Here is a 14,177-nt window from a genome sequence, read left to right as displayed (position 1 = left end):
CTTCTTGCGTTAAGCCTTCCTGAGCTGCTCGCGGATCGGCAACTGGCGGATGCGCTTGCCGGTGGCGGCGAAGATCGCATTGCACAGCGCCGGCGCAATCGTCGGCGTGGCCGGTTCGCCGACGCCGCCCAGCGGCACGTCGAGCGTATGCGGCACGATGTGCACGTCGATCTTGGCGGGAGCGGCAAACGCGCGCAGCACTTCATAGTCGTGGAAATTGCTCTGCTCCACGGCGCCGTTCTTGAACGAAATCTCCCCGGTCATCGCCAGGCTGATACCCATGATGCAGGCGCCTTCGACTTGCGAACGGATGCGGTCCGGATTGATCGAGGGACCGCAGTCGACCGCGATGTCGACGCGCGGGATGCTCACTTCGCCTTCATCGTTGACTTCCACCTCGACCACGGCGGCGATGTAGGTCACGAAGCTGTAGCATACCGCCAGCCCGAGGCCGCGGCCCTTGGGCAATTTGCGGCCCCAGCCGGCTTTGGATGTTGCCAGTTCGATCACGCCGCGCATGCGGCCGGTGTCGAGCGGATAACGCTCCGGCGATTCGCCGTAGTTCCAGCCGTCGGCCATCTCGGACGGATTGATCTTGCGCGCCGGGCCGATCAGTTCGAGCAGGTAGTCGCGGTGATCGCGCTTTGCCGCCGCCGCCAGTTCAGCGCTGAACGATTGGACCGCGAAAGCATGCGGAATGTTCGATACCGAGCGGAACCAGCCGATGCGGGTGTGTGCCTCGACTTCCGGCGCTTCCACGCGGATGTTGGGAATCGCATAGGGAATATTCACCGCCGACATCGCCAGTTCGAACGGCGCTTCGCCCTTGGCGCCGGCGGCGAAGATCGAGGCGATGGTCGGCGCGGCGGTGCGGTGCAGCCAGGCGCTGACCTTGCCGTTGGCGTCGAGGCCGGCTTCCAGGCGTTCCACCGAAACGGTGTGGAGGTAGTCGTGATGGATGTCGTCTTCGCGCGTCCAGGTGACCTTGACCGGCGCGCCGTTCATGGCCTTGGACAGCAGCGCGGCTTCGGCGGCGAAGTCGGGCTTGGACTTGCGGCCGAAACCGCCGCCCAGCAGGGTGACATTGACGGTGACGTCTTCCTGCTTCAGGCCGAGATGGCCGGCCACGGTTTCACGCGTGGCTTGCGGCGCCTGGACGCAGGCCCAGACTTCGCATTTGCCGCCGGTGATGCGCGCCACGGCGGCAGGCGGCTCCATGGTGGCGTGGGCCAGATGCGGCAGGTAATACTCGGCTTCGATGCGGCGCGGCGCTTTGGCCAGCGCGGCCATGGCGTCGCCGGCGTTACGCACGGCCTTGGCCGGTTGGCGTGCGGCGGCTTCCATGGTCTTGCGGAATTCGGCCGAATCGTAGGAGGCGTTGGGACCGTTGTCCCAGGTCAGCTTGAGCGCTTCGCGGCCCTTGATTGCGGCCCAGGTATTGCGCGCGATCACGGCCACGCCGCCCAGCGGATTGAACAGCGCCGGCGGCGGGCTGCCCTTGAGTTCGACCACGCGGATCACGCCCGGCACCTTGAGCGCCTCGCTGCTGTCGACCTTGGCCAGCTTGCCGCCGTAGACCGGCGGACGCGCGATGACGGCGTAGACCATGCCCTCGAGGCGGGTGTCGATGCCGTATTGGGTGTTGCCGGTGACGATGTCGTGCAGGTCGATGCCGCGCGTGCTGTCCTTGCCGATGTAACGGAACTGCTGCGGCGTCTTGAGCCTGACGCTTTCACGCGCCGGCAGCGGCAGCCTGGCGGCATCGGCGGCGACGTCGCCGTAGCCGAGCTTGCGGCCGCTGGGCTTGTGGATCAGTTCATGGTTCTTCGCTTCGACTTCGCCGACCGGCACTTTCCAGCGCGCGGCGGCAGCGGTCTCCAGCATCAGGCGCGCGGTGGCGCCGACCTGGCGCATCGGGCCGAAGGAGTGGCGCATGCTGCGCGAGCCGTCGGTGTTCTGGTTGCCGTATTTTTCCTGGTCGCCTTGCGCCTGCACTACGCGCACGCGGCTCCAGTCGGCGTCGAGTTCGTCCGCCACCACCATGGGCAGGCTGGTGCGCACGCCCTGGCCCATTTCAGAGCGGTGGGCAACGATGGTGACGACGCCGTCGGCGCCGATGGCGACGAACAGCAGCGCGTTGTCCTTGAGACCGCCCGGCATGCCGTCGCCGCCGAATTTAGGTGCGTCGGCAGCCATCACGATGCCGTCTACACCGACCGTCAGCGCCAGGCCGGCGAGGGCGCCGATGCCTTTGAGCAGGCTGCGGCGGCTCAGTTGGATATTCTCGGCGATGGTATTCAGATCGGCGCTCATTTTGCGCCTCCGTTCTGTGCCGCGGCCTGCTTGATCGCCGCCTTGATGCGCGTGTAAGTGCCGCAGCGGCAGATGTTGCCGCTCATGGCGTCGTCGATGTCCTTGTCGCTTGGGTTGGGTGTGGCACGCAGCAGCGCGGTGGCCGACATGATCTGGCCGGCCTGGCAGTAACCGCATTGCGGTACGCCGAGGGCCATCCAGGCTTCCTGTACCGACTTGCCGATCTTGTCTTCGGCGATGGCTTCGATGGTGGTGATCTTCTTGCCGACGGCAGCCGAGATCGGCGTGATGCAGGAGCGGATCGGTTCGCCGTCGAGGTGCACCGTGCAGGCGCCGCACAGGGCCATGCCGCAACCGAATTTGGTGCCGGTCATGCCGAGCTGGTCGCGCAGGGTCCAGAGGATGGGGGTGTCTTCCGGCAAATCGACGTTGTGCTGTTTGCCGTTGATTGTAAGTACGGTGAGTGCGGGCATTATTGTTCTACCTTTCCGACTTGGGTGGAGACCTAGTGAAGGAATGTTTCGCTGCCACGGGCAAATGTAGCAGCAAATTCCGAGAGATGTCGGAGTATCGCAACGATTGGGCTACAGTGAAATGGACTGTTTCGGAATTCTCGATTCCGTTTTGAGGAATTATCCCGGGACGATTGCAGGTGGTTCCAGCGGGAAGTCTTCCGAGGCCGACAACGTCTCCACCAGCGCGTCGAACACCAGCCGCACGCGTGCCGGCACGGGGCCGCGCTGCGGACGGTAAACGTACAGATCCCAAGGCGCCGGCGCCAGGTCCTGCAGCACCGTCACCAGCGAGCCGTCGCGCAGGTGCGGCATCGCCATGAATGCCGCCAGCTGGCCGAAGGCGATGCCGTCGAGCAGGGCGCGGCGTTCCGTTTGCGGATCGTCGGTGACGAAGGCGGGCAGGCGTGCGCCCAGTTGCTGGCCGTCGGCAAAATACCAGGGCCACAGGCGGCCGGTGTTGCGATCGACCATGGCGCTCATGGGCCGTTGCACAAGTTCGTCCAGCGTGGTCGGGGCGCCGTGGCGGGCGATCAGGTCGGGACTGGCGCAGACGAAGAAGGCCACCTTGGCCACTGCGCGCGCAACGTAGCGGCTATCGCGCAGGAAGCCGATGCGAATGCCGATGTCGATCTTGTCGTCGACGGCGTCGGTGATGATTTCGGACAGGCGCAGGTCGAGGGTGATGTCCGGATGCTGGCGCGCGATGCGGTTGATGACCGGCAGCAGGTAGGTGTGCGCCAGCGTGCTTGGCGCAGTGATGCGAACCACGCCGCTCAGGATTTCGTCGTTGCGATGATTGTTGTCAAGAAACAAATCGTCGAGTGCGTTGATCGACAAGCGTGCGCGATGCATGAGCCGTTCGCCGAAGGCGGTGATGCGCACCTGGCGCGTGTTGCGGTGGAACAGCACTTCGCCGAAGGCAGCTTCCAGTTCCTTGACGGCGCGCGTCACGACCTGCGGCGAGATGCCCAGGCGCACCGCTGCTTCGCGGAAATTGGCGCTTTCCGCAGCCATGCAGAAAATCCTCAGTTGCTCGATGCGGTTCAGCTTGCTCTCCCATGTTCCCGGCTGGTCCGGCAGTGACGGCATTATTCCATAATCAGGAATCTGCGGCATTTGCAGATAAATCGATGCAAATGTTCTATGGTGAAGAAGGCGGCTGCCAATGTGCGTGGCCCGCGTGGAAATCCCGGAAAAGAGGGGGCGGATATAGAAGAAAAATGGGGTTGAACTAAAGATTTTTACCCTAGTCCCACAAAAAGATGCGGGCAAAAAAGCTAGTGCTCCATTCGAGATTTATCCGATAGTGCTTGGCAAACCGGCAAGGGAGAAACAATGAAAGTGGATGTCTACAAAAGAACCGAAGAAAACGATCTCTGTTCGTATCTGGTGGTGCCGCATGAAAGACCTTTGCCTCAGGAAGTGGCCAGCACCGAATGGCTGGTGCATGAGCTGGACGTCGATTTCGAGCGTACCGGCAAGGCCCATTTCACGCTCGACCCTGACGACGCCTTCCAGCAGATCGGTGAAAAGGGCTACGCCATCAGCCATCTGAACGATCGCACCAAGGATGGCAACGTCCACTAGTCATCCAAAGGAGACCATCATGCCGATCGAACAGCTGGGCGACTATGAAGTCGAGTATTCGGGCGTCAAACTGCCGACCGACCACGGCGACTGGGCCGCCAACGTGGCGATCTTCGGCCCGTCGACCAATCCCATGCATCGCAATCCCGTGTTTCCCTCGCAGCGCGTGCTGATTGATACCGTATTCCCCGATGAAAAATCGGCGGAACAGGAGGCGCGCAAAGCGGCGGTGGCGATGCTGGAACATCGCTGATCGACTTCAGTCAGGGAATTGATTCAATAATTCGATGATGCAGTGGCGGCGACCTCATCCCGGTTCAAAAGCAGCCGGGATGTCGTCGTCTGCGCTGCAAACCTGGTTACGACCGCGCGCCTTGGCGGTATAGAGCGCCTTGTCTGCGGCGCTGACCAGGTCCAGCAGATTGCAGGTCTTGGTCGGCACGCTGGCCTGTACGCCGACGCTGACCGTCACGATGCCGGTCGGATTCTTGCCGTGCGGGATATTGAGTGCGCGCACGTCGGCGCAGATTTTTTCGGCCACGCTGATGGCGCCCTTGAGATCGGTGTTGGGCAGCAGGATGGCGAATTCCTCGCCGCCATAGCGCGCCGACAGGTCGCCCGGACGATTCATCTTGATCAGCTTGCCGATCTTTTGCAGGCAGACGTCGCCGGCCGGATGGCCGTAGGTGTCGTTGTATTTCTTGAAATGATCGACGTCGATCATCAATAGCCCCAGCGACTTGCCTTCGCGCTTGGCGCGGTTGAATTCATTGGCCAGCGTCACGTCGAACTGGCGCCGGTTGGCGACGCCGGTGAGGCCGTCTTCCAAGGCCATCTTTTGCAGCGTCTTGTTCATCTCCACCAGTTTTTCACGCGCCGACAATAGTTTTTGCTGTGCCTGCGCACGCAGCTTGATCTGGTTGATGAGGCGCTTGCCCATCCACGCCAGCATGGCGACCAGGATCAGCACGCCGACCGATTGCATCAGCGTCTCGGTGCGCCAGCTTGCCAGCACTTCGTCGTAGGACAAGGCGGCGGTGACGAACAGCGGGTACTTCTCCAGGCGCTTGTAGCTGTGCAGGCGCTTGACGCCGTCGGCCCCGGTGATGATGGCGATGCCGTTCCTGTTGCGCGAGGCGTGATCGCTGACGATGTTGCTGTTGCTGATGTTCTTGCCGATGATTTCACCGGAGGCCGGCCATTTCGCCAGCAGGATGCCGGGTTGCGTCGCCAGCAGGATCTCGCCGTGCTTGCCGATATCGAAACTGCGATAGAACTTGAGGAAATACTCGACCTCCACCGAAGCCAGCACCACGCCGGCGAAGCTGCCGTCCGGGTGATTGATGCGGCGCGACAGCGGGATGATCCAGTCGCCGCTGGAACGGCTCTTCACCGGTTCGCCGACATGCGGGTTCCGGTCTTCATGGGTCATGTGATAGATGAAGTATTCGCGGTCGGCATTATTGAGCATCCACGGTGAATCATCCATGGAATTGACCATCCACTTGCCGGACTGGTCGTAGACAAAAAGGCCCTGAATCTGCGGCAGCTCCTTGACGTAGGACGCCAGCAGCGGGTACAGGCGCGCCAGCGAATCGCGGTCCATGCCTTCGACTTCCAGACGCTGCACCATGCCGAACAATACCGAATCGGCCGAGATCAGCGTCGCCTGGGCATGTTCGGCCAGCGCCCGCGACAGGTTGGCGGTTGAGATCTGGGCATCGTCGAGGTCCTTGACACGGACGTTCCAGGCAAAGGAGATATGCAGGATCAGAATGGAAAGACAGACCAGGCCGACGAACACCGACGCGAAAATGCGCACGTTGACGCGCCGCGAGCGCGCCACGGCAGGCGTTTCGCCGAGCTCCGGCGCGGCCGGTGGGATGTCGGGCACTTCTTCGATAGTCATTTGTTTCGATTCCGTTGTCGTTCCGGGAACGGCTATCGCTGAAATATAATTACGAGGGCTGTGGCGTCTCGAATGTAATTGTTATTCTCATCGCGTATTTTTTTATACGATAGCAGTAATGTCAAACCATGTGCGCGCGGAGCAGATGAATTTCTTCCGCGCATTTGTCCGTTTCACCCATGGTGCAGAGGGACCGGCGGCAGGCTTTGCCAGCGCAAACCGTGCACGTTCTTTTCCTGTCCGAGACAGCTCACCAGCCGCACTACTGAGGCGCGTTCCGGCGTCGAGCAGGCCAGCGATACGGTGAAATCGATCAGGGCCTGATGCGGGCGCGGCTTGATTTCCAGTTCGTACCCCTGGTCGAAGCCGTTCTGCAATTGCATCAGGATCAGTTCTTCGATGACCGGCGCCTGCTCGCGGCGGCATGAGGCGAACACTTGATACGGCAAACGGTCGGCGGCGGTTTCATGGGCCGGGAAATAGTTGCCGGCAAAGAAGCCGTCCGGCCTGGTTTCCAGTTTGGTGATGCGCATGGCGGTTTCCTTTCCCCCGGGCGTGCCGCATCTGCGGCGGCGCTACCCTTGATTCTCTCGTCGTTGCCGTGGCCAGGTCATTGCGAGGACGCCGGCGCGCCTCTGCAAATCCCACTAGAATTGCACCACTGCAGCTTATCTCTTTCCCCCTCATTTCAATCTGACAATGAAACCTCAACTACTGGCTCTTATTCATCTTTCCGAAGAAAGCAAGGCCGCCATCGGCAGCGCCTTCGACATCATCTACGCGCCCACCGCGGAGACGCGCGCGACGGCCATCGCGGGCGCTGCGAAAGAGGTACGGGTCGTGCTGACCAACGGTTCCACCGGTCTGACGGCAACCGAGATGGATACGCTGGGCAAGCTGGAACTGGCCTGCGCGTTGGGCGCCGGCTATGAAAACATCGACAGCGCACATGCCGCCGCGCGCGGCATCAAGATCGCCACTGGGGCGGGGACCAACGACGATTGCGTTGCGGACCACGCCATGGGCCTGGTGCTGGCGATCATGCGCAACATCCGCCAGCTTGACCTCGCTTGCCGCGAAGGCATCTGGCGCGAGGCGTTGGCGCTGCCGCCGCAACTGGCCGGCAAGCGCCTCGGCGTGGCCGGACTCGGCACCATCGGCAAGAAGATCGCGCGCCGTGCAGCCGCGTTCGATATGGAAATCGGCTATTTCAATCGCTCGCGCCGCGACGATGTCGACTATGCATACTTCGCCAATACCGAGCAACTGGCGGCATGGTGCGACGTCTTGGTGATCGCCACGCCGGGCGGCGCCGCCACGCGCCATCTGGTCGGCGCACGCGAGTTGCAGGCGCTGGGGCCGAAAGGCTTCCTGGTCAATATCTCGCGCGGCAGCGTGGTCGACACTGCGGCGCTGGCTGCGGCGCTGGGCAAGGGGGAACTGGGCGGCGCCGGACTGGACGTCTACGAAAGCGAGCCGCAACCGCCGCGTGAATTGCTGGAATTCAAGAACGTGGTGCTGACGCCGCACATGGCGGGCTGGTCGCCGGAAGCCATCACGGCGTCGATTACCAAATTCCTGCGCAACGCCGAGGCGCATTTCGCTGCCGTCGGCTAAAAACACACCGAGCAAAGCACAGTCCCACGAGACGGGAAACTTGCCTGGCAAGACTATTCGCGATAGTCTTGCCGGCTTGTCGCGCCCGTACGCCGTTTTGTTCAAGTAAGTCGCGCCGGTGACGTTAAACCCAGCATAGAATCCGACCAAGTCAAACAAGAGAAAGCCGCTCACCATGGACATGCCATCTCACCAACTCACCATGACCGTCCTGATGACGCCCGACATGGCCAATTTCTCCGGCAATGTGCACGGCGGCACCATTCTCAAGTTCCTCGATCAGGTCGCCTATGCCTGCGCCAGCCGCTACGCCGGTCAGTACGTGGTGACGCTGAGCGTGGACCAGGTGATGTTCCGCCAGCCTATCCATGTCGGTGAACTGGTGAGCTTCCTGGCCAGTGTGAACCACACCGGCACCTCGTCGATGGAAGTCGGCATCAAGGTGGTCGCTGAAAACATCCGCACCCAGGAAGTGCGTCACGTCAACAGCTGCTTCTTCACCATGGTGGCGGTCGACGGCGAGCGCAAGCCGGTCGCGGTGCCGTCGCTGCGTCCGTTCACGGGCGAAGAAAAGCGCCGCTTCGAAGCCGCCAAGCTGCGCAAGAAACTGCGCGCCGAGTTGTCCCACCGTTTCGACGAAGCCAAGCTGTCCTGATCGGTCTCATCCGACATCCAACCACCACGGAGGAAGTGAAATGCTTGCCAGTTTCGCGACCCTGCTGGTGTTCCAGTGCCTGGGCGAGGGCATCACCTTCGCCCTGAAACTCCCCATTCCCGGTCCCGTCGTGGGCATGTTGCTGCTGTTCTTCACGCTGGTCGCTTATCCGCCCTTGCTGGACCGGATCGAAGCCACCGGCAGCGAATTGCTGCGCCATCTGTCGTTGCTGTTCGTGCCGGCCGGCGTCGGCATCGTTGCTACCGCAGGACAAGTGCGCGGCCATTGGCTGACGGTAATCCTGGCGGTGGTGGTGAGCACCTTGCTGACGCTGGCTGTGACTGCCGCGGTCACGCGGGCGGTGATGAACTGGCAGAACCGGCAAGATCAGCAGAATCGCCATACTGACGGCGACAAGAAAGACGGCGAGGGCGATCATGCGTGATCTGCCGCAATTCGGCCTGATCTGGGTCTATCTGGCGGCGTCGCCGTTGCTGGGGCTGACGCTGACCTTGTGCGCCTACGTCGTGGCTTACTGGATCTACAGCCGTTGCAAATTTTCGCCGCTGGCCAATCCGGTGGCGATCGCGATTGCGCTGGTCAGCACCGTGCTGCTGCTGAGCGGCATGCCGTACAGCGAATACTTCGCCGGCGCGCAATTCGTCCACTTCCTGCTGGGCCCGGCCACGGTGGCGTTGGCGATTCCGTTGGCGCGCCAGTTGCCGCGGCTGCGCAAATCCTTCCTGCCGCTGGCTTGCGGCCTGCTGGCAGGTTCGGCCACGGCGATCGTGTCGGCGGTGGTGCTGACGATCTTGCTGGGCGGCTCGCCGCAACTGGCGTTTTCGATCGGACCCAAGTCGGCCACCACGCCGATCGCCATGGGCGTGGCCGAAAAACTCGGCGGCTTGCCGGCGTTGACGGCGGTGCTGGTGATCGGTACGGGGATTTTCGGCGCGGTGGCGGCGCGCTTCCTGTTCAACCGCATGCGCATCGATTCGCCCGAGGTGCGCGGTTTTGCGCTCGGCGTGACCTCGCATGGCATCGGCACCGCGCGGGCATTTCAGGTGAATCAGGAAATGGGCGCCTTTGCCGGTCTCGGCATGGGCCTCAATGGCGTGCTGACGGCGTTTCTGGCGCCGTGGCTGATCCCGGTGTTCGTCGGCTTGCTGGCGCGTTAGCGTTATCCGATCAATTTCGGTAGCGCTGACGCCAGCAAGGCAACGCCCGACAGCGTCAGCAGGCTCAATACGATCTTGCGGAAAGTCGCCTCACTGATGCCGAGGTAGAGCCGTGTCCCCAGGATGGCTACATCCATGCGTTATTCCATTCCCGTGTTGTTCTTGTCTGCGGTGTTGGGCGATGCCTGGCTTCAGCGCCAGATCTTCGCCAGCGTCTTGATCGCGGCGGTGATGGCGGCCTCATCGGCGCCGCCGAAACCCATCACCAGTCCGGCTTCGTGGCGACGCGCGGAGCCGGGCAGCCAGAAGCGCGTCAGGCCGTCGATCTCTATGCCTGCTTCGGCGGCGCGATTGATCATGTCGTCCTGCTGCCTGATGGTCGGCACCCGCACCGAGCAATGCAGGCCGGCATTGATTTGCGGCAGGCTGATGCCGCCCGGCTGATGGCGTTGCCAGCCGTCGACCATGGCGTCGCGGCGCGCGCGGCTGGCGCGGCGCATGCGGCGCACGTGGCGCTGGAAATGGCCTTGCGCCATGAACTCCGCCATCACCGCTTGCTCCGGCACCGAAGAGTGGCGATCATACTGCATGCGCAGGTTGATCAGCGGCGTCGCCAGCGCCGGCGGCGCGACGATGTAGCCGAGTCGCAGACCGGGGAAGGCGATCTTCGAAAATGTGCCCATATGCAGCACGCGGCCGCTGCGGTCGAGCGAGGCCAGCAAGGCCAGCGGCGTGCCGCTGTAGCGGTATTCGCCGTCGTAGTCGTCTTCCAGGATATAGCTCTGGTTGGCTTCGGCCCAGGCCAGCAGATCAAGCCGGCGCGCCAGCGACAGCGTGACGCCGCTGGGATATTGGTGCGACGGCGTGACATAGGCCAGGCGCACGTCGGGATGGGCATGCAACTCTTGCGTGATGATGCCCTCGGCGTCGACGCCGATGCCGACCAGCTTGCCGCCGTTGAGCGTCAGTGCCGATGCGGCGCGCGGATAGCCGGGATTTTCCATCGCGGCGGTGTCGCCCGGATTGAGCAGCAATTGCGCGCACATGAACAGCGCCTGCTGGGTGCCGGCGGTGATGATGATCTGGTCCGGATCGCACACCAGTCCGCGCGAATTGCGCAGGTAGCCGGCCAGCATTTCGCGTAACTGCGGATCGCCGGCAGGATCGCTGTAGCCGATGCGGTTCTCGGTGCCGCGCCGCCAGAAATCAGCCTGCAGGCGCGCCCAGACGTCGCCCGGGAACAGGTCCAGCGCCGGCACGCCGATGCGGAAGGTGCGCGGTTTGCCGGGCGGTGGCAGCACCTTGGCGGGCAGCGCCATGCGCTGTCCGAGTTCGGACAGGCGCGGTGCGATGTCGATCCCGCCGGCCGCCGGCGTGCGCGCGATGTCGCTGGCCGGCGCCGAGACGTAGGTGCCGTCGCCGACGCGCGCGCTGATGTAGCCCTCGGCGTACAGCTGGTCGTAGGCGCGGACTACCGTGGTGCGCGAGATGCTGAGCGCCAGCGCCAGTTCACGCGTGGTCGGCAGCTTTACCTGGCGATCGATCTGACCCTTGAGGATGCGGTCGCGCAAGCTTTGATACAGCTGCACGGCGAGACCTTTGCCGGGCGCGAGGTGCAGCCCGGTCAGGTCGAACGGAAATGGCGAGGCGTGGATGCTGTTTTGCATTGGTCTGATGAAAATAGAGGATATTGGCTCTTTTAGAAGACCAAATTTATCATTAATCTGTGCAACATGCTCAACAATTCTTCAAGAAAACCACGAACATATCTGCCATGACGACCTCTGCAAACTCAGCAACACAGAACCGGTTCGGCCAACCGGTCGGCGCCCCTTTGCCGGACTGGACGCCATGCCAGCTACCGCCGACAACCGCCATGTACGGGCGTTACTGCCGCGTCGAGCCGATCCGTCCGGCGCATGCGGACCAATTGTTCGACGCCAACGGCGATGATGCCGAGGGCCGTAATTTCACCTATCTGTTCGTTGAGCCGCCGAACGGCATTGATGAATATCGCGCATGGGTCGACAAGATGAGCGTCAGCAAGGATCCGATGATGCACGCCATCATCAATCTGGACAGCGATGAAGCGGTGGGCGTCGCTTCCTTCATGCGCATCGATCCCAATTTCGGTGTGATCGAGGTTGGCAACATCAATTTTTCGCTGCGTCTGCAGCGCACCCGCGCCGCCACCGAAGCAATGTTCCTGATGATGCGGCGCGCCTTCGATGAACTCGGCTATCGCCGCTACGAATGGAAGTGCGACAGCCTCAATGCACCGTCGCGCGCTGCGGCTGCACGCTACGGATTCACCTTCGAAGGCGTGTTCCGTCAGGCCGTGGTGTACAAGAACCGCAGCCGCGACACAGCGTGGTTCTCGATCATCGACAGCGAATGGCCGCAGGTCAAGAGTGCCTTCGAGCACTGGCTCGATCCGGAGAATTTTGATGCGCAAGGACGGCAGCGCGAGAGTCTCGGGGCATTGATGGCGCGTTGATGTTGCGTTGGTGCGCGAAAAAATAAACCACCCGGCAATAAAATGGCGTCTTCGATTTATCCATAACAAGTAAAACTCATTTCACAAATCATGCGCGAATCCAGTTTGTCGTCCCGTCAGGCCGTCGTCCTCCTTGGCGTCGTTGTATTGATATGGGGTACCACCTGGCCGGTCAATAAAGCCATCCTGCACTACATGTCGCCGATCTGGTCGACGGCGATACGTTCGTGCATCGGTACGGTGGTGCTGCTGATCCTGTGCCTGGCGCGCGGCCGTTTGGTCCTGCCGCAGCGCGGCGACCTGCCGGTGGTGTTCAGCGTCGGCCTGCTGCACATGACCGCCTATTCGATACTCGGCAACGTCGGCATGCAGCACGTTGCCGCCGGCCGTTCGGTGGTGCTGGCCTACACCACGCCGATGTGGGTCGCGCCTTGTGCGCGCCTGTTTCTGGGCGAAGCATTCACGTTACGGCGCGCGATCGGCACCGTATTCGGTTTGTTCGGACTGGTGCTGATCTTCAATCCGCTGGCCTTCGATTGGAGCAATCACGATTCGGTGCTCGGCAACGGCCTTATCTTGCTGGGAGCGATGTTCTGGGCCGCAAGCATCCTGTACGTACGCGGCCACCGCTGGATCGGAGAACCGTTCGACCTGCTGGTGTGGCAGGCGCTGACCGCCAGCTGCGTGCTGGTGCCTTGCGCGTGGTTGTTTGAAGGTCCGCCGCAGCTCGATCTGAGCGCGCAGGTGATCGGGCTGCAACTGTATAGCGCGACGTTCGGCATTGCCATCGCTTACTGGGCAATCAACAAAGTCAATCATTCGCTGCCGGCGATGACCACTTCGCTGGGCCTGCTCGGCGTACCGGTGTTCGGTATCGTCTGCTCGTCGCTGGCCCTGGGCGAAACGCTGGAGTTCAGCCTGGTGGCGTCGATGGCGTTGATCATCATGGGCATCGCCATCGGTGCATTGCCGGAGAAGCGGGCAGTGCGCACCTAGGTCGCCGTCGCCGCCGGCCATTCTTCCAGGATGCGTCGGCGCGTCGCGCCCGAGTTCAGCCATTGCAGCGTTTCGTTCCACAGGCTCTGGCGGAAGCGTTCGTGGAAGAAGGCGAAGTGGCCGATCTCGCTGATGTGCAGATCGGTCGGCGTCAGGCTCACCAGCGTGCGGGTGCTGCCGGTGTAGTAATGCAGCAGGCGCGTCACCGCAGCGGGCGTGCCGAACGGATCGTCGCTGATCGTATAGGCCAGGATCGGGCCGCCCAGATTGCCGAAATATTGCACGCGCGCGGCGTCGGGATGTTCCAGCGCGGCGCGGCGGAATGCCCACTCAAGCGCGACGCCGGCCGGCAAGTCTTCCAGCCAGCCCAGCAGGCGCCCGGGGAAATAGCCCGTCACCGCAGTCAGCAGCGGCATCAATACATGCCATTTCAGGAACATCCGCCTGCGGACGGCGGGCGCATAGTCGCGCCAATAGGCGTATTGCGCGCCCACGACCAGCAAGCGGTCGATGCGCCAGTTCGACGCCGCGTAACCGGGCATGACGCCGCCGATGCTATGTCCGACGACGTGGATTTCGCTGTCGGGGAAATTGTTCGCAACCCATTGCAAGACGCCTTCGAAGTCCTTGCTGCCCCAGTCGAACTTGCCGGCGCGCAGCCGCCGCAGCGAATCTGCGCGCGAGGCGCCGATGCCGCGGTAGTCCCAGGTAATCGCGAGATAGCCGTGGTCGGCCAGGAAGCGCGCATAGCGTGCGTAATAAGCAGCCTTGACGCCGGTGGCGCAATTGACGATGGCGACACGCCCGGGCAACGGCGCCTCGCCGGTATAGAACAGCGTCGCGCCGAGCAGGTAGCCGTCGGTCGCTTCGATCTGGATGGGCGATTCAATGCGCATGGAGGTAATGGATG

At 62.6% G+C, this 14,177-nt stretch carries 15 protein-coding genes and 1 pseudogene; 8 read left to right on the top strand and 8 right to left on the bottom strand.

Annotation, left to right across the window (positions count from 1 at the left end; genetic code table 11):
- Positions 1–9: 9 nt before the first annotated feature.
- The 3 genes from DXT88_RS13255 to DXT88_RS13245 all read right to left on the bottom strand — a co-directional run bounded on the left by DXT88_RS13255 (position 10) and on the right by DXT88_RS13245 (position 3,917).
- Entirely contained in the window at positions 10–2,313 is a 2,304-nt protein-coding gene (locus DXT88_RS13255) for a xanthine dehydrogenase family protein molybdopterin-binding subunit (RefSeq protein ID WP_265214015.1), read from the bottom strand.
- Positions 2,310–2,786, bottom strand: coding sequence for a (2Fe-2S)-binding protein (locus DXT88_RS13250; RefSeq protein ID WP_265214013.1), 477 nt, complete (start codon positions 2,784–2,786; stop codon positions 2,310–2,312). The genes DXT88_RS13255 and DXT88_RS13250 overlap by 4 nt, the downstream gene beginning before the upstream one ends.
- 159 nt (positions 2,787–2,945) lie before the next feature.
- Positions 2,946–3,917 carry a LysR family transcriptional regulator gene (locus DXT88_RS13245; protein WP_265214011.1) on the bottom strand — a complete coding sequence of 324 codons (972 nt, stop codon included), beginning with the start codon at positions 3,915–3,917 and terminating at the stop codon, positions 2,946–2,948.
- Positions 3,918–4,163: 246 nt separating this feature from the next.
- Between DXT88_RS13245 and DXT88_RS13240 the strand changes: the two genes are divergently transcribed.
- Positions 4,164–4,415 carry a DUF6139 family protein gene (locus DXT88_RS13240; protein ID WP_016832449.1) on the top strand — a complete coding sequence of 84 codons (252 nt, stop codon included), beginning with the start codon at positions 4,164–4,166 and terminating at the stop codon, positions 4,413–4,415.
- 19 nt (positions 4,416–4,434) lie between these two features.
- Positions 4,435–4,668 carry a hypothetical protein gene (locus DXT88_RS13235; RefSeq protein WP_265214010.1) on the top strand — a complete coding sequence of 78 codons (234 nt, stop codon included), beginning with the start codon at positions 4,435–4,437 and terminating at the stop codon, positions 4,666–4,668.
- Between the two features lie 54 nt (positions 4,669–4,722).
- Here DXT88_RS13235 and DXT88_RS13230 read toward each other — a convergent pair whose 3' ends face one another.
- Together DXT88_RS13230 and DXT88_RS13225 are read right to left on the bottom strand one after the other, a co-directional pair.
- Positions 4,723–6,324 (bottom strand): sensor domain-containing diguanylate cyclase, encoded by a 1,602-nt coding sequence (locus DXT88_RS13230; RefSeq protein WP_265214009.1) that lies wholly within the window; start codon positions 6,322–6,324, stop codon positions 4,723–4,725.
- A 173-nt stretch (positions 6,325–6,497) separates the two neighbouring features.
- Positions 6,498–6,857, bottom strand: a complete 360-nt coding sequence (locus tag DXT88_RS13225; protein WP_265214008.1) for a hypothetical protein — start codon at positions 6,855–6,857, stop codon at positions 6,498–6,500.
- 166 nt (positions 6,858–7,023) lie between these two features.
- Here DXT88_RS13225 and DXT88_RS13220 point away from each other — a divergent pair, with 166 nt between their 5' ends.
- The 4 genes from DXT88_RS13220 (at position 7,024) to DXT88_RS13205 (ending at position 9,774) form a co-directional block, all read left to right on the top strand.
- A complete protein-coding gene (locus DXT88_RS13220) occupies positions 7,024–7,941 on the top strand; it encodes a 2-hydroxyacid dehydrogenase (protein ID WP_265214007.1) in 918 nt (305 codons plus the stop codon).
- 175 nt (positions 7,942–8,116) lie between these two features.
- Positions 8,117–8,596, top strand: a complete 480-nt coding sequence (locus DXT88_RS13215) for an acyl-CoA thioesterase (protein WP_029363031.1) — start codon at positions 8,117–8,119, stop codon at positions 8,594–8,596.
- A gap of 40 nt (positions 8,597–8,636) precedes the next feature.
- Positions 8,637–9,041 (top strand): CidA/LrgA family protein, encoded by a 405-nt coding sequence (locus tag DXT88_RS13210; RefSeq protein ID WP_016832453.1) that lies wholly within the window; start codon positions 8,637–8,639, stop codon positions 9,039–9,041.
- The gene (locus DXT88_RS13205; RefSeq protein ID WP_016832454.1) at positions 9,034–9,774 is read left to right on the top strand and encodes an LrgB family protein; all 741 of its coding nucleotides are present in this window, start codon (positions 9,034–9,036) and stop codon (positions 9,772–9,774) included. The genes DXT88_RS13210 and DXT88_RS13205 overlap by 8 nt, the downstream gene beginning before the upstream one ends.
- A 2-nt stretch (positions 9,775–9,776) precedes the next feature.
- Here DXT88_RS13205 and DXT88_RS13200 read toward each other — a convergent pair.
- Both DXT88_RS13200 and pdxR read right to left on the bottom strand, forming a co-directional pair.
- Positions 9,777–9,899: pseudogene (locus DXT88_RS13200) on the bottom strand (sulfite exporter TauE/SafE family protein); the annotation flags it as partial.
- Positions 9,900–9,965: 66 nt separating this feature from the next.
- Entirely contained in the window at positions 9,966–11,441 is a 1,476-nt protein-coding gene (gene pdxR / locus DXT88_RS13195; protein ID WP_265214006.1) for a MocR-like pyridoxine biosynthesis transcription factor PdxR, read from the bottom strand.
- A 107-nt stretch (positions 11,442–11,548) separates the two neighbouring features.
- On the opposite strand from pdxR, the gene DXT88_RS13190 reads away from it, so the two are divergent.
- Positions 11,549–12,271: a GNAT family N-acetyltransferase gene (locus DXT88_RS13190; protein ID WP_265214005.1), complete on the top strand. Its 723-nt coding sequence runs from the start codon at positions 11,549–11,551 to the stop codon at positions 12,269–12,271.
- 90 nt (positions 12,272–12,361) lie between these two features.
- Positions 12,362–13,267, top strand: a complete 906-nt coding sequence (locus DXT88_RS13185; protein WP_016832458.1) for a DMT family transporter — start codon at positions 12,362–12,364, stop codon at positions 13,265–13,267.
- On the opposite strand, the gene DXT88_RS13180 is transcribed toward DXT88_RS13185, so the two are convergent.
- Positions 13,264–14,163, bottom strand: a complete 900-nt coding sequence (locus tag DXT88_RS13180) for an alpha/beta hydrolase family protein (protein WP_265214003.1) — start codon at positions 14,161–14,163, stop codon at positions 13,264–13,266. The two genes, DXT88_RS13185 and DXT88_RS13180, sit on opposite strands and share 4 nt — an antisense overlap.
- Between the last annotated feature and the right edge of the window lie 14 nt (positions 14,164–14,177).

The sequence above is a fragment of the Herbaspirillum lusitanum genome, assembly GCF_026127345.1.
Lineage (GTDB): Bacteria > Pseudomonadota > Gammaproteobacteria > Burkholderiales > Burkholderiaceae_D > Herbaspirillum > Herbaspirillum lusitanum.
The sequence above is the reverse complement of the archived record's forward strand: the minus strand, read 5'-3'. Positions and strand labels throughout refer to the sequence as shown.

Bases quoted from the DNA above. Each gene is read 5' to 3' on its own strand.
- pdxR (WP_265214006.1), bottom strand. From the start codon at position 11,441: ATGCAAAACAGCATCCACGCCTCGCCATTTCCGTTCGACCTGACCGGG.
- DXT88_RS13235 (WP_265214010.1), top strand. From the start codon at position 4,435: ATGCCGATCGAACAGCTGGGCGACTATGAAGTCGAGTATTCGGGCGTC.
- DXT88_RS13215 (WP_029363031.1), top strand. From the start codon at position 8,117: ATGGACATGCCATCTCACCAACTCACCATGACCGTCCTGATGACGCCC.
- DXT88_RS13205 (WP_016832454.1), top strand. From the start codon at position 9,034: ATGCGTGATCTGCCGCAATTCGGCCTGATCTGGGTCTATCTGGCGGCG.
- DXT88_RS13245 (WP_265214011.1), bottom strand. From the start codon at position 3,917: ATGCCGTCACTGCCGGACCAGCCGGGAACATGGGAGAGCAAGCTGAAC.
- DXT88_RS13255 (WP_265214015.1), bottom strand. From the start codon at position 2,313: ATGAGCGCCGATCTGAATACCATCGCCGAGAATATCCAACTGAGCCGC.
- DXT88_RS13220 (WP_265214007.1), top strand. From the start codon at position 7,024: ATGAAACCTCAACTACTGGCTCTTATTCATCTTTCCGAAGAAAGCAAG.
- DXT88_RS13185 (WP_016832458.1), top strand. From the start codon at position 12,362: ATGCGCGAATCCAGTTTGTCGTCCCGTCAGGCCGTCGTCCTCCTTGGC.
- DXT88_RS13250 (WP_265214013.1), bottom strand. From the start codon at position 2,786: ATGCCCGCACTCACCGTACTTACAATCAACGGCAAACAGCACAACGTC.
- DXT88_RS13230 (WP_265214009.1), bottom strand. From the start codon at position 6,324: ATGACTATCGAAGAAGTGCCCGACATCCCACCGGCCGCGCCGGAGCTC.
- DXT88_RS13240 (WP_016832449.1), top strand. From the start codon at position 4,164: ATGAAAGTGGATGTCTACAAAAGAACCGAAGAAAACGATCTCTGTTCG.
- DXT88_RS13225 (WP_265214008.1), bottom strand. From the start codon at position 6,857: ATGCGCATCACCAAACTGGAAACCAGGCCGGACGGCTTCTTTGCCGGC.
- DXT88_RS13190 (WP_265214005.1), top strand. From the start codon at position 11,549: ATGACGACCTCTGCAAACTCAGCAACACAGAACCGGTTCGGCCAACCG.
- DXT88_RS13210 (WP_016832453.1), top strand. From the start codon at position 8,637: ATGCTTGCCAGTTTCGCGACCCTGCTGGTGTTCCAGTGCCTGGGCGAG.
- DXT88_RS13180 (WP_265214003.1), bottom strand. From the start codon at position 14,163: ATGCGCATTGAATCGCCCATCCAGATCGAAGCGACCGACGGCTACCTG.